This window comes from Arthrobacter sp. GW460-12-1-14-TSB2 (genome assembly GCF_059423525.1).
Genome location: NZ_JBWKYC010000013.1, coordinates 118,439 through 140,179, shown reverse-complemented (window position 1 = coordinate 140,179; position 21,741 = coordinate 118,439). Strand labels below are relative to the sequence as shown.

18 protein-coding genes, 1 pseudogene and 2 riboswitches are annotated in these 21,741 nt (G+C 66.5%); of the genes and pseudogenes, 12 read left to right on the top strand and 7 right to left on the bottom strand.

What is annotated here, in order from left to right:
• Positions 1 to 50: 50 nt before the first annotated feature.
• Complete coding sequence (locus AC07YR_RS15970; protein ID WP_055798683.1) at positions 51 to 959, bottom strand: LysR family transcriptional regulator; 909 nt, start codon at positions 957 to 959, stop codon at positions 51 to 53.
• Between the two features lie 146 nt (positions 960 to 1,105).
• Here AC07YR_RS15970 and tdh point away from each other — a divergent pair, with 146 nt between their 5' ends.
• The 4 genes from tdh to hutI are packed head-to-tail and all read left to right on the top strand — an operon-like array spanning position 1,106 to position 5,816.
• Entirely contained in the window at positions 1,106 to 2,152 is a 1,047-nt protein-coding gene (gene tdh / locus AC07YR_RS15965; RefSeq protein ID WP_494734535.1) for an L-threonine 3-dehydrogenase, read from the top strand.
• 55 nt (positions 2,153 to 2,207) lie between these two features.
• The gene (locus AC07YR_RS15960; RefSeq protein ID WP_494734534.1) at positions 2,208 to 3,416 is read left to right on the top strand and encodes a glycine C-acetyltransferase; all 1,209 of its coding nucleotides are present in this window, start codon (positions 2,208 to 2,210) and stop codon (positions 3,414 to 3,416) included.
• Positions 3,417 to 3,456: 40 nt separating this feature from the next.
• Complete coding sequence (locus AC07YR_RS15955) at positions 3,457 to 4,584, top strand: NAD(P)/FAD-dependent oxidoreductase (RefSeq protein ID WP_436057139.1); 1,128 nt, start codon at positions 3,457 to 3,459, stop codon at positions 4,582 to 4,584.
• A gap of 11 nt (positions 4,585 to 4,595) precedes the next feature.
• Positions 4,596 to 5,816, top strand: coding sequence for an imidazolonepropionase (gene hutI / locus AC07YR_RS15950; protein WP_494734533.1), 1,221 nt, complete (start codon positions 4,596 to 4,598; stop codon positions 5,814 to 5,816).
• A 7-nt stretch (positions 5,817 to 5,823) separates the two neighbouring features.
• Here the strand turns inward: hutI and AC07YR_RS15945 are convergent, their stop codons facing one another.
• On the bottom strand, positions 5,824 to 6,504 hold the full coding sequence (locus tag AC07YR_RS15945; RefSeq protein ID WP_436057141.1) for a histidine phosphatase family protein: 681 nt from the start codon (positions 6,502 to 6,504) through the stop codon (positions 5,824 to 5,826).
• A gap of 85 nt (positions 6,505 to 6,589) precedes the next feature.
• On the opposite strand from AC07YR_RS15945, the gene AC07YR_RS15940 reads away from it, so the two are divergent.
• A complete protein-coding gene (locus tag AC07YR_RS15940) occupies positions 6,590 to 7,357 on the top strand; it encodes a CPBP family intramembrane glutamic endopeptidase (RefSeq protein WP_055798667.1) in 768 nt (255 codons plus the stop codon).
• A 161-nt stretch (positions 7,358 to 7,518) separates the two neighbouring features.
• Here the strand turns inward: AC07YR_RS15940 and AC07YR_RS15935 are convergent, their stop codons facing one another.
• Positions 7,519 to 8,157: a VOC family protein gene (locus AC07YR_RS15935; protein WP_055798664.1), complete on the bottom strand. Its 639-nt coding sequence runs from the start codon at positions 8,155 to 8,157 to the stop codon at positions 7,519 to 7,521.
• Between the two features lie 161 nt (positions 8,158 to 8,318).
• Positions 8,319 to 8,434, top strand: a riboswitch (SAM riboswitch).
• Positions 8,435 to 8,503: 69 nt separating this feature from the next.
• Here AC07YR_RS15935 and AC07YR_RS15930 point away from each other — a divergent pair.
• From AC07YR_RS15930 to AC07YR_RS15915, 4 genes are all read left to right on the top strand, one after another.
• A complete protein-coding gene (locus AC07YR_RS15930; protein WP_055798661.1) occupies positions 8,504 to 9,820 on the top strand; it encodes a bifunctional o-acetylhomoserine/o-acetylserine sulfhydrylase in 1,317 nt (438 codons plus the stop codon).
• Positions 9,821 to 9,911: 91 nt separating this feature from the next.
• Positions 9,912 to 10,027: riboswitch (SAM riboswitch) on the top strand.
• A gap of 12 nt (positions 10,028 to 10,039) precedes the next feature.
• On the top strand, positions 10,040 to 11,251 hold the full coding sequence (gene metX, locus AC07YR_RS15925) for a homoserine O-acetyltransferase MetX (RefSeq protein WP_494734532.1): 1,212 nt from the start codon (positions 10,040 to 10,042) through the stop codon (positions 11,249 to 11,251).
• A gap of 172 nt (positions 11,252 to 11,423) precedes the next feature.
• On the top strand, positions 11,424 to 12,818 hold the full coding sequence (locus AC07YR_RS15920) for an MFS transporter (RefSeq protein ID WP_055798659.1): 1,395 nt from the start codon (positions 11,424 to 11,426) through the stop codon (positions 12,816 to 12,818).
• A gap of 5 nt (positions 12,819 to 12,823) precedes the next feature.
• Positions 12,824 to 13,942: a zinc-dependent alcohol dehydrogenase family protein gene (locus tag AC07YR_RS15915; protein WP_436057145.1), complete on the top strand. Its 1,119-nt coding sequence runs from the start codon at positions 12,824 to 12,826 to the stop codon at positions 13,940 to 13,942.
• A gap of 7 nt (positions 13,943 to 13,949) precedes the next feature.
• Here the strand turns inward: AC07YR_RS15915 and AC07YR_RS15910 are convergent, their stop codons facing one another.
• Positions 13,950 to 14,849 carry a LysR family transcriptional regulator gene (locus tag AC07YR_RS15910; RefSeq protein ID WP_494734531.1) on the bottom strand — a complete coding sequence of 300 codons (900 nt, stop codon included), beginning with the start codon at positions 14,847 to 14,849 and terminating at the stop codon, positions 13,950 to 13,952.
• A gap of 173 nt (positions 14,850 to 15,022) precedes the next feature.
• On the opposite strand from AC07YR_RS15910, the gene mmsB reads away from it, so the two are divergent.
• The 3 genes and pseudogenes from mmsB (at position 15,023) to AC07YR_RS15895 (ending at position 18,929) form a co-directional block, all read left to right on the top strand.
• A complete protein-coding gene (gene mmsB, locus AC07YR_RS15905) occupies positions 15,023 to 15,925 on the top strand; it encodes a 3-hydroxyisobutyrate dehydrogenase (RefSeq protein WP_494734530.1) in 903 nt (300 codons plus the stop codon).
• A gap of 31 nt (positions 15,926 to 15,956) precedes the next feature.
• A complete protein-coding gene (locus AC07YR_RS15900) occupies positions 15,957 to 17,441 on the top strand; it encodes a CoA-acylating methylmalonate-semialdehyde dehydrogenase (RefSeq protein ID WP_494734529.1) in 1,485 nt (494 codons plus the stop codon).
• A 64-nt stretch (positions 17,442 to 17,505) separates the two neighbouring features.
• Positions 17,506 to 18,929: pseudogene (locus AC07YR_RS15895) on the top strand (HNH endonuclease).
• A gap of 88 nt (positions 18,930 to 19,017) precedes the next feature.
• On the opposite strand, the gene AC07YR_RS15890 reads toward AC07YR_RS15895, so the two are convergent.
• The 3 genes from AC07YR_RS15890 to AC07YR_RS15880 all read right to left on the bottom strand — a co-directional run bounded on the left by AC07YR_RS15890 (position 19,018) and on the right by AC07YR_RS15880 (position 21,630).
• Positions 19,018 to 19,569 carry a hypothetical protein gene (locus tag AC07YR_RS15890; protein WP_494734528.1) on the bottom strand — a complete coding sequence of 184 codons (552 nt, stop codon included), beginning with the start codon at positions 19,567 to 19,569 and terminating at the stop codon, positions 19,018 to 19,020.
• A gap of 120 nt (positions 19,570 to 19,689) precedes the next feature.
• Complete coding sequence (locus AC07YR_RS15885) at positions 19,690 to 20,817, bottom strand: winged helix DNA-binding domain-containing protein (RefSeq protein ID WP_494734527.1); 1,128 nt, start codon at positions 20,815 to 20,817, stop codon at positions 19,690 to 19,692.
• A 6-nt stretch (positions 20,818 to 20,823) separates the two neighbouring features.
• Entirely contained in the window at positions 20,824 to 21,630 is an 807-nt protein-coding gene (locus AC07YR_RS15880; protein ID WP_494734545.1) for an SGNH/GDSL hydrolase family protein, read from the bottom strand.
• Between the last annotated feature and the right edge of the window lie 111 nt (positions 21,631 to 21,741).

The window sequence follows — 21,741 nt, the reverse complement described above, 5'->3', positions numbered from 1 at the left end:
TATAACGACATTAACTGCGACCCGGTTTGGGGTTAAGCGGACCGGCTGGGTTAAGGGGAGACCAGCCCGGCCATGATGTCCTCGAGGGCCTCGCACACCATCATCACCGAGGTTCGTTTCAGGTTTTCCGGCCGGGCGAGGATGTCGATCCGGCGCCGGGTGCTGATGCCCTGCAACGGCCGCAGCACAATCTCCGGGTTCAGCACCGGCTTCGCCGTGTGCCGCGGCAGCAGCCCGATCACGCTGCCCGTGGCCACCAGCCCGGCCACCGTGGAGTAGTCGTTGATCCGGTGGACGATGTTCAGTTCCCGGCTGGACACGGCGGCGACGGCGGACAGCACGTCCGCGGGGGAGTAACCGGTGTGGCTGGTCACCCACGGTTCGCCGACGACGTCGTGGGCCGTCAAGGTTTCCTTGCCCGCCAGCCGGTGCCCGGCGGACAGCGCCACGTCCAGCGGCTCGTGCGCGAGCGGGATGACGGCCACCCGTTCCTCCGGCCACCGGGGGCTGTGGTCCATCCGGTGCGCCAGGACGAGGTCGTAGCGGGCGGTCAGCGCAGGGAAGTCCTGCTGGGCGACGTCCTCGTCGGAGAGCAGCACCCTTGGTTTGTCCGGTGAGTCGAGCAGCCGCGCCAGCGGAGCGAACAGCGCCTGCCCGGCGCTGTGGAAACCGCTCACCGTCACCGGCGCCACCGTGGAACCGTGGTACGCCCCGATTGCCAGCCGCGCATCGGCCATCGCGCTGACGACGGCGGCACCGGCGTCTGCGAGTGCCTGGCCGGCCTCAGTCAGGACCAGGTTCCGGCCTTCCTTGCGGGTCAGCGGCACGTCCACGCTGCGCTGGAGTGCAGCCAGTTGCTGGGACACCGCGGAGGGCGTGACCAGCAGCGTTTCGGCCACCGCTTTGACGCTGCCGAGGGCGCCGAGTTCCCGAAGCATTTCCAGCTGATGGATTTCCATCCCCCGAGTCTATTGCTTAGAGAATCCTAAATCGTCGATTGAGAAGAATTCGGTTGTGCTAATGCTTCTTTGTGGTTCTAATGAAGGGAGCCAGCCCGGACACACCGCGGGCACCGCAAGACGCAACACCGAGAGTTAGGAAGCCAATGAAGGCTCTGTACAAAGCCGGCGCCCACGCCGGATTTGAGCTGGTGGACCGCCCCGAGCCGGAAACCGGCCCCGGCGACGTAAAGATCCGCGTGATGACAACCGGGATCTGCGGCACGGACCTTCATATCCAGTCCTGGGATGCCTGGGCCCAGGGCATCATCGAGGCACCCCTGATCGCCGGCCACGAGTTCTACGGCGAAGTAGTGGAAATCGGCGAGGACGTCCGCGACGTCAAGGTAGGGAACCGGGTCTCCGGCGAAGGGCACATTGTCTGCGGCATCTGCCGGAACTGCCGCGCCGGCCGCCGGCAGATGTGCATCCACACCGTGAGCGTCGGTGTCCAGCGTGACGGCGCCTTCGCCGAATACGTCGTGATCCCCGAGACCAACGTCTGGGTCCACCAGGATCCGTCCGTCACCCCCGAACTGGGCGCCATCTTCGATCCCTTCGGCAACGCCGTCCACACGGCCCTGAGCTTCCCGCTCGTGGGCGAGGACGTGCTGATCACCGGCGCAGGGCCCATCGGGCTCATGGCCATCGCCGTCGCCCGCCATGCCGGAGCCCGCAAAATCGCCATCACCGACGTCTCCGCTCCGCGCCTGGAGCTGGCCCGCCAGCTGGGCGTGGACCTCGCCATCGACGTCTCGAAGATGCGCGTCAAGGATGCCCAGCGCGAACTGGGCATGCGCGAAGGGTTCGACATCGGCATGGAAATGTCCGGCCACCCCACCGCCCTGCCGGAGATGATCGACAACATGAACCACGGCGGCCGGATCGCCATGCTGGGCCTGCCGAGCCAGTCCATCGACATCGACTGGGGCAAGGTGGTCACGCATATGCTGACCATGAAGGGCATCTACGGCCGGGAAATGTTCGAAACCTGGTACGCCATGAGCGCCATGCTGTCCTCCAACCCGGTGCTGCACGCCAACATCTCGGCGGTGGTCACGGACACCCTGCCCGCCACGGACTGGGAGAAAGGCTTCGAGATTGCCCGCGCCGGCGTGGGCGGCAAGGTGGTCCTCGACTGGACCGTCTTCTAGCCCGCACCATTCGGCGCTACAACCAAAGAATTCACCCAGCTGAGGAGCAACCCCCATGTATTCAGCCATCAAGGACCAGCTGCAGAACGAGCTGGACGAGATCCGCACCGCAGGCCTGTTCAAGACCGAACGCCACATTGACTCGCCGCAGGCCAGCCACATCACGGCCGGCCAGATCGGCGAAGCCGGGGCCAACGTGCTCAACTTCTGCGCCAACAACTACCTGGGCCTGGCGGACCACCCGGACATCATCGCCACCGCCAAGGCCGCCATGGACGAACGCGGCTTCGGCATGGCCAGCGTGCGCTTCATCTGCGGCACCCAGGACCTCCATCTGGCACTTGAGGCCCGCGTCTCCAAGTTCCTGGGCACCGAGGACACCATCCTCTTCTCCAGCTGCTTCGACGCCAACGGCGGTGTGTTCGAGTCCCTCTTCGGGCCCGAGGACGCCATCATCTCGGACGCCCTGAACCACGCGTCCATCATCGACGGCATCCGGCTCTGCAAAGCCCAGCGGTTCCGCTACGCCAACCGCGACATGGCGGACCTGGAAGCAAAACTGGTCGAGGCCACCACGCAGGAGAAGCCGGCCCGCCGCAAGATCATCGTGACGGACGGCGTGTTCTCCATGGACGGCTACCTGGCCCCGCTCGAAGCCATCTGCGACCTGGCCGAAAAGTACGACGCCCTGGTGATGGTGGACGACTCGCACGCCGTGGGCTTCATGGGTTCCACAGGCGCGGGAACCCCCGAGCACGCCGGCGTAGGCCACCGGGTGGACATCTACACCGGCACGTTCGGCAAGGCGCTGGGCGGCGCCTCCGGCGGTTACGTCTCCGGCCGTGCCGAAGTGGTGGCCATGCTCCGCCAGAAGGCGCGCCCCTACCTGTTCTCCAACTCCCTCGCTCCGGCCATCGTCGCAGCGACTCTGAAGGCACTGGACCTCGTGGAGAACTCCGCCGAGCTGCGCTCCACGCTCTTCGCCAACGCCGAGCTGTTCCGGACCCGCATGACGGAAGAAGGTTTTGAGCTCCTCGACGGCGAACACGCGATTGTGCCGGTGATGTTCGGGGACGCCGTGATGGCGGCGAAGGTGGCGGACCGGATGCTCCAGCACGGAGTGTTCGTCACCGCCTTCAGCTACCCCGTGGTGCCCAAGGGAGCAGCCCGGATCCGGGTCCAGCTCTCCGCGGCGCACAGCACCGAGGATGTGGAAGCCTGCGTCAGGGCGTTCGTGGACAGCCGCGACGCGGTGGGAGCCTAAGGTACTGACGTGACGTCCTGACGGGTGCAAGGATGTAGTCATGTCAGCAAATTACGATGTGGTGATTGTGGGCGGCGGCATCGCCGGACTGTCCCTGGCCTCCGCCCTGGCCGGTAAATGCAGTGTGGCGCTCGTCGAGGCCGAACAGTCCCTGGCGTATCACACGTCGGCCCGTTCAGCCCGGCAACTGATCCCCAGCTATGGCCCCGTAGTGGTGCAGGAGCTGACCCTCCGCACCCTCGGGCTGATCGCGGCGCGGGACGCGGAGCTGCCGGTGCCTGTCCTGTCGCCGCGCAGCTTCATGCTGATCGGCGACGAGGACTCTGTCCGGGAAGAAGCCAGCGGCCATATGCACCGGATCTCCCATGATGAGGCCCTGGCGCTGTGCCCCGTGCTGGATCCCGGATTCTTCACTGCGGCCGGCCTGGACACCGGTTCGTTCGCCTGCAACGCGCCCGTGCTGCTGGAAGACCACCGGCAGCGGGCCGAGGCAGGCGGTGTGGACATCATCACCGGCGCCAAAGTCCATTCCGCCCAGCGGCTGGGATCCGGGTGGGAGCTCGGGGCCGGCCAGGAAGCCTTCGAAGCCGGCATAGTCGTCAATGCCGCCGGTGCCTGGGCCGATGAACTGGCCGTGATCAGCGGCGTGGAGAAGCTCGGCCTCCAGCCGTACCGCCGCACGGCGGCGATTGTCGACGTCGAACGTCCCCTCCCGGAGTCCTGCCCCATGGTGGCGGCGGCGGACGAATCGTTCTACTTCCGGAAGGAAGGCGACGACGTACTGATTTCGCCGTCTGAATCCGTGCCGAGCGGCCCCGAGGACGCAAAGCCCTACCCGGGTGACGTCGAAGCGCTGGTGTCGCGGCTCAACGCGGTGACCACGCTGGGCATCAGGAACGTCAAGTCCGCGTGGACCGGCCTGCGAACGGAAGCTGCCGACGGCGTCCCGGTAGTAGGGTTCGACGCCGAAGCCACCGGATTCTTCTGGCTCGCCGGGCAGGGCGGTTACGGTTTTCAGACGTCGTCCGGCATTGCGGAACTGGCTGCGGAGCTGATCCTGGCCGGCCCGTCCGTGGGGCAGCGTGCCTGGGACGAGGAAAGTGGGCTTAGTCCGGCATCCCGGACAGCGGCGGCCCTGGCCGCGACCCGCTGGTCCATCCGGCACTGAAGAATGGATTTATGAGCACCCTCATCACCAACATTGCCGAGCTGATGACCCAGGACGCGGAGCACCGTGTCCTCAAGGATGCCGCCGTGGTGATCGAGGGGGAGCGCATCTCCTGGATCGGACCGTCGTCGGCGGCCCCGGCCGCTGACGAGTCCGTCGACGCCGGCGGCCGCGCCCTGCTGCCGGGCTGGGTGGATTCGCACACGCACCTGATCTTCGCCGGTGACCGCACTGCCGAGTTCGAGGCGCGGATGGCCGGCGAGAGCTACAGCGCCGGCGGCATTGCCGTGACCACGGGCGCCACCCGGGAGACGGGCGACTTCGACCTCACCCGGCTGGCCCTGGGACGCGTTGCCGAAGCGGTCTCACAGGGAACAACCTACCTTGAAACCAAGACCGGCTACGGCCTGGACGTGGAGAACGAGGCCCGCAGCGCGCGCATCGCCTCCACCGTGGCTGACGAAGTGACCTACCTCGGCGCCCACCTGGTCCCCGCCGGCGCCGATGCCGACGACTACACCGACCTGGTGTGCGGACCCATGCTGGCGGCCGTGCGGCCCTACGTCAGCTGGGCGGACGTGTTCTGCGAGCAGGGGGCGTTCAACGAGGGACAGTCACGCCGCGTGCTGCAGGCCTGCAAGGATGCGGGCCTGGGGCTGCGCGTCCACGGCAACCAGCTCGGCGAAGGACCCGGCGTGCAGCTGGCCGTGGAGTTCGGGGCGGCGAGCGTGGACCATGTGAATTACTTGTCCGCCGCGGACGTGGATGCCCTGGCGGGCAGCTGGTCCGGGTGGCAGGGTGCGGGCAGCGGGTCCGCAGCCGACGGCAGGGGGACCGTGGCCACGTGCCTGCCGGCCTGCGACCTCTCCACCCGCCAGCCGCTGGCTCCCGGCCGCGAACTGCTCGACGCCGGCGTGCCGGTGGCCCTTGCCTCCAACTGCAACCCCGGAACCTCTTACACGAGCTCCATGGCGTTCTGCGTCACCACCGCGGTGCTGCAGATGCGGCTGAGCGTCCACGAGGCCGTCCGGGCCGCCACGTACGGCGGCGCGCTGGCGCTGCACCGGGAGGTGGGGAACGACGTCGACGGCGAACGGGCGGTGGGGTCGGTCGCCGTCGGCCACCGTGCGGACCTGCACCTGCTTAACGCCCCGTCTGCCACCCACCTGGCCTATCGGCCGGGCATCCCGCTGACCCACGCAGTCTGGCGGGCTGGCGTCCGCGCCCGCTAAGGGTGCATCAGAAGACCATAGGCGGTGCGTCCAGCACCGTTTCGTCGACGCGGCGGTCCTCCCACTGGCTGAAGGGCTTGTCCAGCTCGAACTTGCCCATCCGGGTGCGCACCAGGGTCCGCACCTCGGCGTTGTCCGGGTTGTTGAGTGACTCGAAGTACTCCACGGACCAATGGAACCAGCGCATGCAGAAGAGCCGCATGGTGAGCCCGTGCGTCACGAAGAGCGCGTTGCGGGCGTAGTCCGGCCGGGCCCAGTGCCGGTGGAGGGTTTCCATGAAGGAGGAGATCCGGTCGTAGACATCCGAGCCGGATTCGCCCTCACGGAACCGGTAGAAGAAATGGCCGTACGCGTTGCGGAGTTCCTTCTGGTCCTCGATGTCCCCGGCGATCTGGAAGTTCGCCCAGTCCTGCTCCCGGAGTCGCGGCTCCTCGATGACCCGTTCAGTGAGCGGGCCCAGGTTGAGCGCTTCCAGGGTCTGGTATGCCCTGAGGTATGGCGACACGTAGACACACACCTGCTGCCCGTCCAGCTCCCGGCGGATCTGCTCGCCGGCGGCCTGTGCCTGTGCCACGCCGAGGTCCGTGAGCGGTATCCGGTAATCCGGGACCCTGTTGTAGATGGAGGTGTCGGCATTGGCAGCGGACTGGCCGTGCCGGATCATGATGATTTTGTCGGGCGCGCTCATAAATTCCTAGCATAGGCCCCGGGCCGCCCCGCTCCGGTGAGGCGGCGGACAGGAAAGAACCAGCAAGTGCAGGCAAGATAGGAACATGCTGGTTCCCTCCCGCCGTCGTCTGCGGATCGAAGTCTGGATTGTCCTGGGTCTGTCGCTGGGGCAGTCCGCCGTGTATTCGGTGGTGCAGCTGCTCGACAAGCTGACGCGTGCGCCCCTGGCGGAGGGTACGTCCACCCTCAACCGCTCGCAGAGCAGCCGCGAATACTTCGACCTGACCTACCAGTTGCTGGACATTGTGTTCGCCCTCGTGCCGGTGGTCCTGGTGATCTATTTCCTCACGGAACACCGGCGGGCGGGGGAGTCCGGCGCTTCGGCGTTCCGCAAACTCGGCTTCAACTTCGCCCGCCCGGGGAAGGACCTGCTGCAGGGGCTGGGCCTGGCAGCGCTGATCGGCATCCCTTCCCTGGGGCTGTACGCGGCCGGCCGGGCGCTGGGCATCACCACCGCCATCATCCCCAGCGCGCTGGACGCCTACTGGTGGACCATTCCCGTGCTGATCCTCTCCGCAGTGCGGCACGGGATCGTCGAGGAAGTCATCGTGGTGGGCTACCTGCTGGACCGGCTCGGGAAGTTCGGGTGGAGCATGCCGCTGGCCATCTTCGCAAGCTCCATGCTCCGCGGCAGCTACCACCTCTACCAGGGCTTCGGCCCGTTCATCGGCAACGCCGTCATGGGTGTTGTTTTCGCCTGGGTGTACACGAAGACCCGCCGCGTCATGCCGCTGGTGATCGCCCATGCGCTGCTGGACATCGTGGCTTTCGTCGGCTTCAGCCTGTTCGGCAAGGCGATCGGGCTGGGTTAGATCGGGCTGGGTTGGCTCGGGCTCGATTAAAAGGATTCGGCCGCTATCGGTGGGTGGCGTCGTTGGCACCCGCTGATAGCGGCCGAAGTTTATGGTGTGGCACCGTTAAGGGGCAGCAGGCTGCCGCGTGGTCCCTTGCGGTTCCACGTTGTGGAACCGGGTCAGATGGTTACTGCCCCGGAAGCGGTTTCGAAGGTGACGGAGAGGATCCCCGGTGTTCCCTTCGGGGCGATCCATTCGACGGCCACATCTTCCAAAGGCTTCTCGACCGGTTGACCGAGCCACTCCGTGACGCGTTCGGCCGAGCCCGCGATGGTGAGGCTGGACATCTTAACGTTGCTTGGGTAGGCGTTGGACGGGTGAAGCTCCGGGTCGCCTTCCCACTTGAGCATGTACGGAACCTGCGGGTCTGCAATGAGGCCCAGGATGCCGATCTGCTTCCAGACGAGTTCGCGGCCGTCGGGGAACTTGCGGTTGCCGTTGACAGCCGATCGGCCGAGGCGTTCTTCGAACGGTGCCAGGTCGTCCACTTCGACGCACCAGCCCATCCAGCCGCCGCCGGCTGCGGAGCGTGCCCGGACAGCCTGCCCGAACGGAGCCTTGTCGGAGGCCGGGTGGTCCAGGACCTCCACAACCTCCAGGTATTTGTGCCCGGCCAGCGGGATAATCATGTTGCGGGTGCCAAAACGGGGGTGTACCCCGCCCTTCACGGCTTCGACGCCGAGGGCGGTTGCAATACGTTCGGTGGTGGCAGCCAAGCCATCTTGTTCACAGGCGTAAGAGACGTGATCCATGCGCATGCCCTCATCTTGGCACTTTGTGATGGAGCTCTCAGCTAAGGGTGGCCTTACCAAGATGGGATGTCATGGCGGGCCGGCCTGAGGCCCGTGAAATCACGCCGCTGACGTCCTTCGTCACAAAGCTGTTCACAGGCAATCCGCCGTTCCTAGACTGGGGGCCAGGTCATGAGCGCCAGCATCAAGCCCCGGCTAGCTGGCCGGCAACCCTCGTTCCGCGGTGGGGTGCCCCGGGTGAAGACCGGGCCCTCCGGCAACCGCCGGGCGGCAAGCGCGGCACCAGTCCGGTCAGGGCATGTCCAGCATGTCCTGCAGGGCAGAGGTGCCCTTCCTCAGAAGGAGCTCTCCGATGTCCAACGCATGGTCATTCGAAACCCGCCAGATCCACGCCGGCCAGGAGCCGGACAGCGCCACCGGCGCCAGGGCACTGCCTATCTACCAGACGACGTCGTTCGTGTTCCCGAGCGCCGAAAGCGCCGCCAACCGCTTCGCGCTGGCCGAGCTGGCGCCCATCTACACCCGCATCGGCAACCCCACCCAGGACACGGTGGAACAGCGCGTTGCCAGCCTGGAAGGTGGCCTGGCAGCGCTCCTGCTCAGCTCGGGCCAGGCTGCCGAAACCTTCGCCATCCTCAACGTGGCCGAAGCCGGCGACCACGTGGTGGCCAGCCCCAGCCTCTACGGCGGCACGTATAACCTCCTGGCCCACACCCTGAAGAAGTTCGGCATCTCCGTGACGTTCGTCGAGGATCCGGACAACCTCCAGCAGTGGAAGGATGCCGTCCGGCCGAACACCAAGCTCTTCTTCGCCGAGGTGGTCTCCAATCCGCGCCAGGATGTCCTGGACATCGAAGGCGTGTCCCGCGTTGCCCACGAGGCAGGCGTCCCGCTGATCGTGGACAACACGTTGTCCACTCCGTACCTCATCCGGCCGCTGGAATGGGGTGCCGACATTGTGGTGCACTCGGCCACGAAGTACCTCGGCGGGCACGGCAGCGCCATCGCCGGCGTGATCGTGGACTCCGGCAACTTCGACTTCGGAAAGGACCCGGAGAAGTTCCCGGGCTTCAACACGCCGGACCCCACCTACAACGGCCTTGTCTACGCCCGCGACCTCGGGGCGGACGGTGCACTGGGGGCGAACCTGTCCTACATCCTCAAGGCCCGCGTCCAGCTGCTGCGCGACCTCGGTTCGGCGGTATCCCCGTTCAACGCCTTCCTCATCGCCCAGGGGCTGGAAACCCTGAGCCTGCGTGTGGAGCGGCACGTTGCCAACGCGGTGACCGTCGCCGAGTGGCTGGAGTCCAGGGACGACGTCGAATCCGTCGCCTATGCGGGCCTGCCGTCCAGCCCCTGGTACGAGCGCGGCCGCAAGTATGGACCCAAGGGCACCGGCGCGATCGTGTCCTTCAACATCGCCGGCGGGGCCGAGGCAGGCAAGCGGTTCGTGGACGCCTTGGAGCTGCACTCCCACGTGGCAAACATCGGTGACGTGCGCTCCCTGGTCATCCACCCGGCGTCGACCACGCACAGCCAGTTGACGGCAGAGCAGCAGGCCGTGGCCGGTGTGACCCCCGGCCTGGTCCGCCTCTCGGTGGGGCTGGAGCACATCGACGACATCATCGCCGACCTCGACGCCGGTTTCCGCGCCGCCAAGGGCGACTGACCAGTACGGCTCCCGGCGTCCACGACGCCGGGAGTCATATTGATGTCACATTCTTAGCCATTGCGGCGACGCATTTCGTAGACTCTTTGAAGGTCATGAGTGCCAGCGACAGCCCCGGCTTGCTGGCCGGCAACCCTCCTTCCGCGGCGGGGTGCCCCGGGTGAAGACCTGGCCTGCCGGCCAGTTGGCGGCGGGCAAGCGCGAAGAAGAGGTCCTCAGATGACGATTGCCGTCACCCGCAGCGGTGTACCCGAAACAGATACCCACGCAGTGGATGCAACCACAGGCAACACCACGGATACAACGACAGGCAACAACACGGATACCAGCACGGTGGACACCGCCGTCCCTGACGGTACGGTCAAGTTCCTCAGCGTTGGCGGGCTGGAGCTGGAGGCCGGCGGCTTTCTGCCGGACGTAACGCTTGCGTACGAAACATGGGGCACGCTGAACGCGGACCGTTCCAACGCCGTGCTGGTGCAGCACGCCCTCACCGGCACCACGCACGTCACCAGGGGTGCCAGCGACGAGGAAGGCTGGTGGGAACAGCTGGCCGGACCCGGAGCCCCCGTTGATACGGACAAGTACTTCGTGGTCTCCATCAACATCGTCGGCGGCTGCTACGGTTCCACCGGTCCTTCCACCCCGGCCCCGGACGGTAAGCCGTGGGGTTCGCGCTTCCCCCTGGTGACCCTGCGGGACACAACGGCGGCCGAGTCCCGGCTGGCGGATGCGCTGGGGATCGAGAGCTGGTACGCGGTGTTGGGCGGCTCCCTGGGCGGAGCCCGGGCACTGGAATGGGCCGTGAGCTACCCGGACCGCGTCCGGCGCTGTGCCGTGATATCCATTGGAGCCAGCAGCACCGCCGAGCAGATCGCTTTTGCCCAGGCCCAAACCCTCGCCATCCGCCAGGACGTCAACTTCAACGACGGCGATTACTACGGCGGCCCGGAGCCGGAAGCCGGCCTTGCCCTGGCACGCAGGATCGCACACATCACCTACCGCTCCGCGTACGAGCTGGAGACCCGGTTCGGCCGCAACGCCCAGAGCAGCGAGAGCCCGCTCGAAGCGGTGTCGCTGGGGGACCGCGGCCGCTACCAGGTGGAGAGCTACCTCGACCACCAGGGCACCAAGCTGGTCCGGCGCTTCGATGCCAACAGCTACATCGCCATCACCGAAGCGCTCATGAGCCACGACGTGGGCCGCGGGCGCGGTCCGCTCAAGGACGCGTTGGCCCAGGCCACGGCCGAGTTCTTTATTGCCGCCGTGAATACGGACCGGCTGTATTTTCCGGCACAGTCTTATGAACTCGCGGCTGCGCTGCCGGGGGATGTGCCAGTGCACGTCATCGAAGCGCCCATCGGCCATGACGGCTTCCTGACCGAGATCGGCCAGCTCAGCACGCAGTTGCGGCAGAACTTCTTCGCATAGCCCCGTCGGCTCAATGTGCATTTTTGCAGAGCAGTTCTGCAGAAAATGGCGTTGAGCCTGCGGCAATGTGAGTCCATACTCTAGGGGACCGGCGCGTTGGTGGTGCACATCACACGCGGCCGCTACGGAATGGTCCACATGGCGTCGACGGAGACGCCGAAGGAGTTCACAAATGAGCACGCAAGACTCCGCCGCAAGGCGCGCAGATGAGACTGACGTCAAGGCCTCCGGCCTGAAGAAGGTGGTGACGGCCTCGATGGCCGGCACTGTTGTTGAGTGGTACGAGTTCTTCCTCTACGCCTCGGCGGCAACACTGGTTTTCGGCAAGATGTTCTTCCCCAATTCCGGCACGGAGCTGGACGGGATTATTGCCGCCTTCGTGACTTACGCGGTGGGCTTCGTCGCCCGTCCCATCGGCGGCATCGTTTTTGGCCACTTCGGTGACAAGTTCGGCCGCAAGCAGCTGCTCCAGCTGAGCATCATCCTGGTGGGCGTCTCCACGTTCGCGATGGGCTGCCTCCCCACCTTCGCGCAGATCGGCTACTGGGCACCCGCCCTGCTGGTGTTCCTGCGGTTCGTGCAGGGCTTCGCCGTCGGCGGGGAATGGGGCGGCGCCGTGCTGCTCGTGGCTGAGCACAGCCCCAGCAAGTCTCGCGGATTCTGGTCCAGCTGGCCGCAGTCTGCCGTGCCCATGGGCAACCTCCTGGCCACCGGCGTGCTCTTCACCCTGTCCTCCACGCTGTCCTCTGCCGACTTCCTCGGCTGGGGCTGGCGCGTCGCCTTCTGGCTGTCCGCGGTGATCGTGATCGTGGGCTACTACATCCGGACGAAGGTCCAGGATGCCCCTATCTTCCTCGAGGCACGCAAGGAAGTTGTTGTTGAGAACAAGGGCTACGGCGTGGCCGAAGTCTTCCGCCGGTACCCGCGCGGTGTCTTCACCGCCATGGGCCTGCGGTTCGCTGAAAATATCCTTTACTACCTCGTGGTCACGTTCTCCATCACCTACCTGAAGGTTGTGGTCCAGACCGACACGTCCAGGATCCTCCTGCTCCTGCTGGTGGCGCACTTCATCCACTTCTGCGCCGTACCGATGGTCGGCAAGCTTTCGGATGCCTTCGGCCGCAAGCCCGTGTACATGGCCGGCGCCATCCTCGGCGGCACCTGGGGCTTCTTCGCCTTCCCGATGATGGACACCAAGAACGACCTCGTCATCCTCGCCGCCATCACCATCGGACTCCTGTTCCACGCACTGATGTACGCCGGCCAGCCTGCGATCATGGCCGAGATGTTCCCCACCCGGATGCGCTACTCCGGCGTATCACTCGGGTACCAGGTCACTTCGATCGTTGCCGGCTCCCTGGCCCCGATCATCGCCACGGCGCTGCTGAGCAACTTCAAGTCCTCCGTCCCGGTGGCGCTCTACCTGCTGGGCGCGTGCCTGGTCACGATGGTGGCGGTGTACTTCCTCAAGGAAACCCGGGGGATTTCGCTGCACGACGTTGACGCCGCGGACGCGCAGGGCACGGCGGACCTCCTGGCCGCTGCCAAAGTATCCGCCAGGAAGTAGTTTCGATGCGAGCAGCAGTCCTTTACGCCGCTGTCCCCGCCGGCACCAGCTACACGCAAGCCCGCCCGCTTGTGGTGGAGGAACTTGAGCGGCCCGAACCCCGCGCCGGCGAACTCGGGGTGGCCATCACCTACTCCAGCCTGTGCCACTCGGACCTGTCGGTAGTGGACGGCTCCCGGGTACGGCCGCTGCCCATGGCGCTGGGGCATGAGGCCGTCGGGAGGGTCGTGACGGTCGGCGAGGGAGTGGAGGACGTCTCGGCGGGGGACCATGTGGTGCTCGTCTTCGTCCCCAGTTGCGGCGACTGCCGCGCGTGCCGCTCCGGCCGCCCGGCCCTGTGCCACCGCGCCGCAGAGGTCAACGGCTCGGGAGACCTGCTGCACGGGGAGGCTCTGCTGCGGACGCCGTCGGGGGAGCGGATCAACCACCACCTCGGGGTATCGGCTTTTGCTGACTACGCCGTGGTGGCACGGGAATCCGTCGTGGTGATCGGCGACGACGTCCCGGACACCGTCGCGGCCATGTTCGGCTGCGCCGTGCTCACCGGCATGGGCGCAGTGTTGAACACCGCGGCGGTCACCGCCGGACAGTCGGTGGCCGTCTTCGGCCTCGGCGCCGTCGGGCTTTCCGCCGTGATGGCGGCGTCCCTGGCCGGTGCCGCCGCCGTCATTGCCATCGACCCGAACGAGGGCAAGCATCAGCTCGCAATGGACTGCGGGGCGACGGCAGTGGGAACTCCGGCCGATGCCGCGCGACTGGTCGCTGAGGCGACCGGCGACGGTGTGGACGTCGCCGTTGAAGCGGTGGGGTCCGCGGGGGTGATCGGCTCGTGCCTGGACCTCGTCACCCGCGGCGGCGCCGTCGTCTCCGTCGGGCTGCCAAAGCCCTCAGCGGAACTGACTGTGGGAGCGCTCCAGTTCGCCGGTGCGGGGAAGCGGCTTCTTGGTTCGTACATGGGAGACGCGGTCCCGGAGCGCGACATTCCGCTGTATCTTGACCACTGGCGCGCCGGACGGCTTCCGGTGGAACTGCTGCACACGGACACGCGGCCGCTCGCGGAAATCAACGAGGGCCTCGATGCGCTGGCGGCCGGGACAGTGGTTCGCCGCCTGTTCCAGGCATAGGTAAATGTCAGGCTGCCAGGATGTCCTGGCGGCCTGACACTTCCGTTTTGAGCGCTGCCACCACGGCCCGGACGGACGCCGAGCGCAGCGACTCCGGACGGGCCACCGCCCAGATGGGAAGCTGCCGCTGGAACAGCTCAGGAAGCACCGGAACGAAGTCCGGGTTGTCCGCGACCATGAAGTTCGGCAGCAGGCCAATGCCCGCACCGCAGCGGACCGCCTCCACCTGGGCGAAGACGCTGGTGGCCTGGAAGCTGGATTTTGGGGCTGGCAGCTGGGACGACCGGTGCCCCAGCTCCGCCACCTGCAGCGCCGACTCCACATAGGAAACGAAGCCGTGATCCCGGACGTCGTCCAGGGCAGCCGGCAGCCCGCGGGAGCGGACATAGTGCGGGCTGGCGTAGAGCCGCAGGAAATAGTTGGTGAGGAAGATGGGCTGCGCGTTGGTGACGTCCATCCGGCCCACCACCACTTCCAGGTCCACGCCGGAGCGGTTCTGGCTGACCTTGCGGGTGGCGCTGAGCATCTCGACGTTCAGCAGGGGGTTGCCCTGCTGCAGGCGGACCAGCGCCGGCGCGACGAATTCTGCACCGAAGCCGTCGGAAGTGCTGATCCGGACCAGGCCGGACAGCGAATCTTCGCCGTTGCTGAGGGCGCCGGTCAGAGAGCCGAGTGTCGCCTCGATCGCCTCGGCGGCGGCAACGGCATGGCTGCCCAGTTCGGTCAGTTCCCAGCCGTGCGGGCTGCGCTCCAGCGTCCGTCCGCCGAGCTGCTTGTCCAGCGCCATGATCCGGCGGGAAATGGTGGTGTGCGTTGTGCCCAGGGTTTCTGCCACGGCGTTGAACCGGCCCAGCCTGGCCACCGTCAGCAGGATCAGCAGGTCATCCGGACTCGGCAGCCGGTTCAAATCCACTTCTTCACTTCCACGCTTTCAATCTCCGGAACGGCTGTTCGGAGGTATGTGCATCAATGCACATACCGTCTGTATTTTTTCCTCTTGATTGCACTGTAACAGGGTGTGATGGTGGACACGGAACTTCCAGCAATAGGGCTGGTACACGAAGCAAAGGAGCTTTCGCCATGGCAGTTGTCGCCTGGATCGGTCTCGGAAACATGGGTGGGTCGATGTCAGCAAACCTGGCTAAGGCCGGTCACGACGTCCGCGGATTCGACCTCAATCCCGAGGCGGTGGCGGCTGCCGAAGCAGCCGGCGTGAAGCCCGTGGCCAGCATTGCCGCGGCCGTGGACGGTGCCGACGTCGTCTTCACCATGCTGCCGAAGGGCGAGCACGCCCGTGCCGTGTACCTGGGCGAGGACGGCCTCCTGGCCCACGCCGACACCCGGACGCTGCTGGTGGATTCCTCGACCATCGACATCGCCTCCGCCCAGGCATTGCACGACGCCGCCGCTGCCGCCGGCTTCCGGTTCGTGGACGCCCCGGTCTCGGGCGGCATGAGCGGCGCGAAGGCGGGGACGCTCACCTTCATGATCGGCGGCGAGGCGGGCGCCGTGGCCGAGGCCACCGAATACATCCGCCCCATGGCCTCCAACATCATTCCCACCGGCGGCGCCACCACCGGGCAGGCAGCGAAGATCTGCAACAACCTGATGCTCTTCATCAACCTCGCCTCCACCGCCGAAGGTGCCGTACTCGCCGACCGCCTGGGCTTGGACAAGCAGGTCTTCTGGGACATCGCCTCGGTGTCCTCCGGCGACAGCTGGGCGCTGCGGACCTGGTACCCGGTGGCCGGCGTCGTGCCCACCGCTGCCTCCAACAACGACTTCGCCCCGACGTTTACCACGGAACTGGCGAACAAGGACATCGGCCTGGCCATCAGCGCTGCCCGCGACACCGGCACTCCACTGGAGATCGGCGAGCACGTGCAGACGCTCTTCCAGCGCCTCATCGACTCCGGGCAGTCCGGTAAGGACTGCTCCATGATCATCAAACTCGTCGACGGCTCGCTCGAGTCCTCCAACTAACCGCAGCCTGCTTCACGAATAGGACTTACCCATGGAACGCATTCCGCACTTCATCAACGGCGCCCTGATCAGCGACGCCGACCGCTTCGGCCCCGTCTTCAACCCCGCCACCGGAGCACAGGACAAAGAGGTGGCCCTCGCGTCGGCCGCACGCGTGGAGGAGGCCATCGCTGCCGCCCAGGCCGCCCTGCCGGGCTGGCGGGCCACGAGCCTGGCCAAGCGCACCAACATCTTCTTCCGGGTCCGGGAACTCCTCACGCAGCGGAAGTCCGAGCTGGCTGCCATCCTCACCAGCGAGCACGGCAAGGTGCTTTCCGATGCTGAAGGCGAGATCTCCCGAGGCCTCGAAAACATCGAATTCGCCACCGGACTCTCCCACATGCTCAAGGGCGAACGCTCGGAGCAGGTGTCCAGCGGCGTGGACGTCCACTCAGTGCGCCAGCCGGTCGGCGTGGTCGCCTGCATCACCCCGTTCAACTTCCCGGCCATGGTGCCGTTGTGGATGATCGGCAGTGCGCTCGCCTGCGGCAACACCGTGCTCCTCAAGCCCAGCGAGAAGGACCCGTCGTCGGCCGTTTTCATTGCCCAAGTCTTCGCGGAGGCGGGCCTGCCCCCGGGCGTCCTGAACGTGGTCCACGGCGACAAGGAGGCCGTGGACGTCCTGCTGGAACACCCCGGCGTCAAGGCTGTCAGCTTTGTGGGATCCACTCCGATCGCGCAGTCCATCTACAAGCGTGCGGCCGACCACGGCAAGCGCGTCCAGGCACTGGGCGGCGCCAAGAACCACATGGTGGTCCTGCCGGACGCAGACCTGGACATGGCCGCTGACGCCGCCGTGTCAGCTGCCTACGGCTCGGCGGGTGAACGGTGCATGGCTGTGTCCGTGCTGGTGGCGGTGGGCAGCATTGCCGACGACCTGGTGAAGGCCATTTCAACGCGCATGGCGGACCTCAACATCGGTCCCGGCACGGACCCCGCCTCGCAGATGGGTCCCCTCATCACCAAGGAACACCGGGACAGGGTGGCTTCCTATGTCGCGGGCGCCGCCAACGAAGGCGCCACGGTTGTAGTGGACGGCCGCGAGCAGGTGTTCGACTCGGACGGCTTCTTCATCGGCGTCAGCCTGGTGGACCACGTGAAGCCGGGCATGAAGGTGTACGACGACGAAATCTTCGGTCCTGTGCTGTCGGTGGTCCGCGCGGACAGCTACAGCGACGCGGTCCGGCTGGTGAACGAGAACGAGTTCGGCAACGGCGTGGCCATTTTCACGCGCGACGGCGGTGCGGCCCGCCAGTTCGAGTTCGACGTCGAGGCCGGCATGGTGGGCGTCAACGTGCCCATCCCGGTACCGGTGGGGACGTTCTCGTTCGGCGGCTGGAAGAACTCGCTGTTCGGCGACACCCACATGTACGGCCCGGACAGCATCCGCTTCTACACCCGCGGAAAAGTGGTGACCACACGCTGGCCGGATCCATCCACATCGGTGATCGACCTCGGCTTCCCGCAGGTGGACTAGGAGGTCAGTCGTTGGGGCGGGCGCTGGCCCGCTTTTTGTCGGTGGTCACTGCCAGACTTCAGCTATGGAAGGCAATAGCAGGCCGGGAGAGGCATCGGAGGACGCAGGCAGCGGGATCACGGTCAGGGACCTGATTGGTCTCCTGGCCTCGGTCCGGCCCTGCGGCGACAGTGCCGCCCTGATCGACCAGGTGCGGGATCTGGAGGACCTGAAATCAGCCGCGGCCTCGATGCAGGCCCGCTCCTCGGTGGCGTTCGATGTCCAGCAGCGCCGTGCGCAGGCCGAGTCCGGGCTGCCTGCTGATGAACTGGGCAAAGGCGTCGCGGCTCAGATCGCTTTGGCCCGCCGTGAATCTCCGGCCCGCGGCGGCCGGCTGCTTGGACTGGCGAAGGCCCTGGTCACGGAGATGCCCCACACCCTGGCGGCCCTGCGCGCCGGCCAACTCAATGAGTGGCGCGCCACGCTGCTGGTAAAGGAAACAGCCTGCTTGTCCGCGGCGGGCCGGTGCGCAGTCGATGAACAGCTCGCCGCGGACTCCGGAGCGCTGGCGGGCGCCGGCGACCGGACCATCGTCGCGGCGGCCCGGACGGCGGCGTATCGGCTGGACCCCCACTCAGTGGTGAATCGTGCCCGCCAGGCCGTGGCAGACCGGCACGTGAGCCTTCGCCCGGCACCGGACGCCATGACTTACCTGACCGCGCTACTCCCGGTCACAGCCGGTGTGGCAGTCCACGCAGCGCTCACCCGGCAGTCCGACGCGCTGCGCTCGGCCGGAGACAGCCGGTCCCGGCGGACAAATCATGGCGGATGACTTGGTAGAACGCATCACGGGGACGCCGGGCGGGATCGTGGGAATTGAAATCCAGCTCATCATGACCGACCGCACCCTGTTCCAGGGCGACAGCGAACCGGCGAGGCTTCCGGGCTACAGTGTGGTCTCCGCCGGGTGGGCCAGGGAGATCTGCGTCCAGGACCAGAGCCAGGGCCAACCTCAGGGCCTGAGCCAAGACCGTGACCGGCCGTTGAACGTTTGGCTGCGGCGGCTCTACACCGCCCCGTGCACTGGTGAGTTGCTCGCCATGGATTCCCGGGCAAGGCTCTTCCCTACCGCGTCTCCGCCGCTTCATCCAGGCACGAGATGGCACCTGCCGCACGCCTTACTGCGATGCGCCGATCCGCCACCACGACCACATCGTCGCATGGCAGCACGGCGGGCCCACGAGCCTTGGCAACGGCAGCGGGCTCTGCGAATCCTGCAACCACACCAAGGAGTCCCCTGGGTGGTACGCAGAACCGCGGCCAGGACCTCGGCACACGCTGGAAATCCACACTCCGACCGGGCACGGCTACCAATCCACGGCGCCTCCACTGCCCGGGACATCACTGCCCGCGCCGCCGCCTCCTATGAACCGTCGCCATAGACGCGAGCTTCTTCACCGCGCGAAGATTCTCAAACGCTCCCGGCCAGTCGGCCCGCTGGCTGCCTGAGGACAGACTGCTGAAGGGAACCGGCGGCCCGAAGTAAGCCGGCAGCCCGAAGGAAAACGTCAGCATTGGGAGAAAGCGGGAGGGGCGCCTAACCCTTCATGATCTCGTCACGCCGGGTCATGTATTCCTCCATGGCGATTTCGCCGTTGCTGTACTGCTGGTCAAGTTCCGCCAGTTTCCGTGCGCGGAAACCCTGAGGGGCCGACGGCGGCGGGGGAGTAACCGGGGCGGACGGCTGCTGCGGCTGCTGGCGTGACTGGTTGGCCGGATACTCGGGGCTGTCCTCGTACGGTACCTGTCCGGGGCCGCCGGAGGCAGGATAGCCGGGGTTTTGGAAAGCCGGAGCCGGGTAGCCAGGGTTCTGGTAGGGCTGGTCGAGCGGGGGCTGCTGGCCGCCGCCGAGCTGCCGGAAGCCGCCGCCGAAATAGTCCTGCTGGGTGTAGCCGTCACGCGGCTGGTTATTGGGCCGGCCTGGCTGCTGGCCAGGAAACTGGTTCGGGAACTGCCCGGGAAACTGACCCGGGTACTGTCCGTTGAAATCCTGGTTCCGGTTCCTGCCCCGGACGGACTTCCGGTACATACGCATGGCGAAGGGAATCAGGAACGACAGGATGATGATCCAGAAGAACACGTTGCTCACAGTGGAGGGCCTCTCAGAAGTGTCCCTTCAGTTTAACCCCCGGCAGCCAGACTGCCCTGTCCGACCATTGCCGGCCGATCACTTCCGGCCGATCATTTCCATACGATCGTTCCCGTCCGATCATTTCCGTACTGCGGGCATGCCCAGGAACCGTCCGTACTCAGCGACTGCTTTGTCGATCGCACGGTGGCCGGCCGGGCCGGGATCAGAGCGGGTGCGGATATCCAGCTCACAGCGTCCGCCAGCCAGGTCATGGCGCCACGAACCGATCATGCGGCCGTCGCTCAGCACAACATGCATCGGAGTGTCCCGCTCAGGCAGGGCAGGGGCGGTGCCGCCCAGGAAATACCGTGACCGTGAGTAGCCCATGACGTATTCGTCGTAGCACTGGATCAGGTCGATCCTGGGCCCGCCTTCGGCCTCGGCAGCAGGCCCGGGCTCGGCAGCAGGACCGCGCCCGGCGGAACTGAAATAGAAGTCCAGTCCGTCCAGCGTCGCAGCCGTGAGTACGTCGGGTTCAGCCTCCAGCACGATTCCCAGACCCAGCCGGACATCAGTCACTGTGAGCCCGGACCAGTCGGCACAGTCCTTGACCGTGGCCGGTCCGCGGCTGAGGAAATAGCGGCGGACGAGTTCGGCCAGCGCCTCGGAGCGGTGTTCGTGACCGTCAGCTGATGCCGGAACGCGTTCATCGAAGAGAGCGTAGGTCTGCTTGAGCGCGCCGCCGGTGCTGCGCACGGGTGTGCCGCTGGTCAGGACGCCACTGATCTCAGCATGCATGATCAGGTAGGCGAGCTCCAGGCCTTTGGCTGCGAATCCGTGGCGCTGCAGTTCCAGTGCGAGCTGCTCCCGGGTTTTGTGGGCGCCGCCGGCAACGGCGTCGGCCAGGATCCGGGCGCTTCGGGACGCTGCTTCGGCGTCGATGCCGGTCTGGCGATACATGCCTCCGTTGCCCTGGTGCAGCCGGGGAGCCGAGAGCATCAGAAGCCAGCGAAGGTCGTCCCGGTGCACAAAATGCCAGGTGGGCCGGAGGATATGGGTCCGGAGGATCCGGCCGTCGGCCACTGCCTCTTCGACATCGGCAGCGGAGGCTCCTGCAGTGCGCTGCGCCAGCGACCAGCGGGCATACGGGAACTCCTGTGACTGGACGGCGAGGAGGTTCTTCAGTGCAGCTTCGGCAGAGACCGCGCGGGGATGGCGGAGCAGCTGCTGGCTGAGCCGCAGCCTGACGACGTCGTCAGCGTCCACGTGCGCCTAGTTCCGGTCGGACTCGAGTCCCGCTGCCCCTAGTCCCGCGGCCTCGCCCGAGCCCAGCGGCATCCCGGGCCCGAATACGGGACCTGGCGTGGGGCGCTTGGCTGTGATGCCGTCCCCGGATGACTGGTGGCGAAGCCGGCGGACAACCCACGGCACGAAGTATTCGCGTGCCCACACCAGGTCGCCGGACCGCGCCTGCCGCCAGCTGCGCTGGGGCAGGGGCTTGGGGGAGAGCGGCTCCAGGGTGTGCTGGATGTTCAGTGAATCGAGCACCATCGCGGCTATGGTGTGGTGGCCCAAAGGCGAGAAGTGCAGGCGGTCCTGGTCCCACATCTGCGGATCGCTGAGCTGGCGGAGGGACCACATGTCGGCGATGACGGCATCGTGCCGCGCGGCCACGGTGCGAAGGTTTTCGTTGTAGATGGCGATCTTGCTGCGGACCCTGCCCAGGACGGACGAACCGGTGTCCGGGCCGTTGAACAACACCACGGTGGCGCCGCCCAGGCTGAGGATGTGCACCACCGAGTCCAGCTTTTCAGCCAGCGCATCAGGGTCGCCGCCGGGCCGGATGAGGTCGTTGCCTCCGGCCGAGAGGGTCACCAGGTCAGGCTTGAGGGCCAGGCACGGTGCCAGCTGCTGGTCAACGATCTGTTCCAGGAGCCGTCCCCGCACCGCAAGGTTGGCATAGGCAAAATCGCTGTGCCCGCGGCTCAGTTCCTCGGCCACCCGGTCCGCCCAGCCACGGTGCCCGCCGGGACTTCCCGGTTCGGGGTCGCCGATGCCCTCGGTAAAGGAATCGCCCATGGCAACGTAGCGTCCCCAGGGGTGGCTATCAACGGTGTCCTGCGGGTTCGGAATGGCTTCAGTTTCGCTCACGTTTCCATCCTGCCTCGTAGGTAACAAGCTACGCCACCG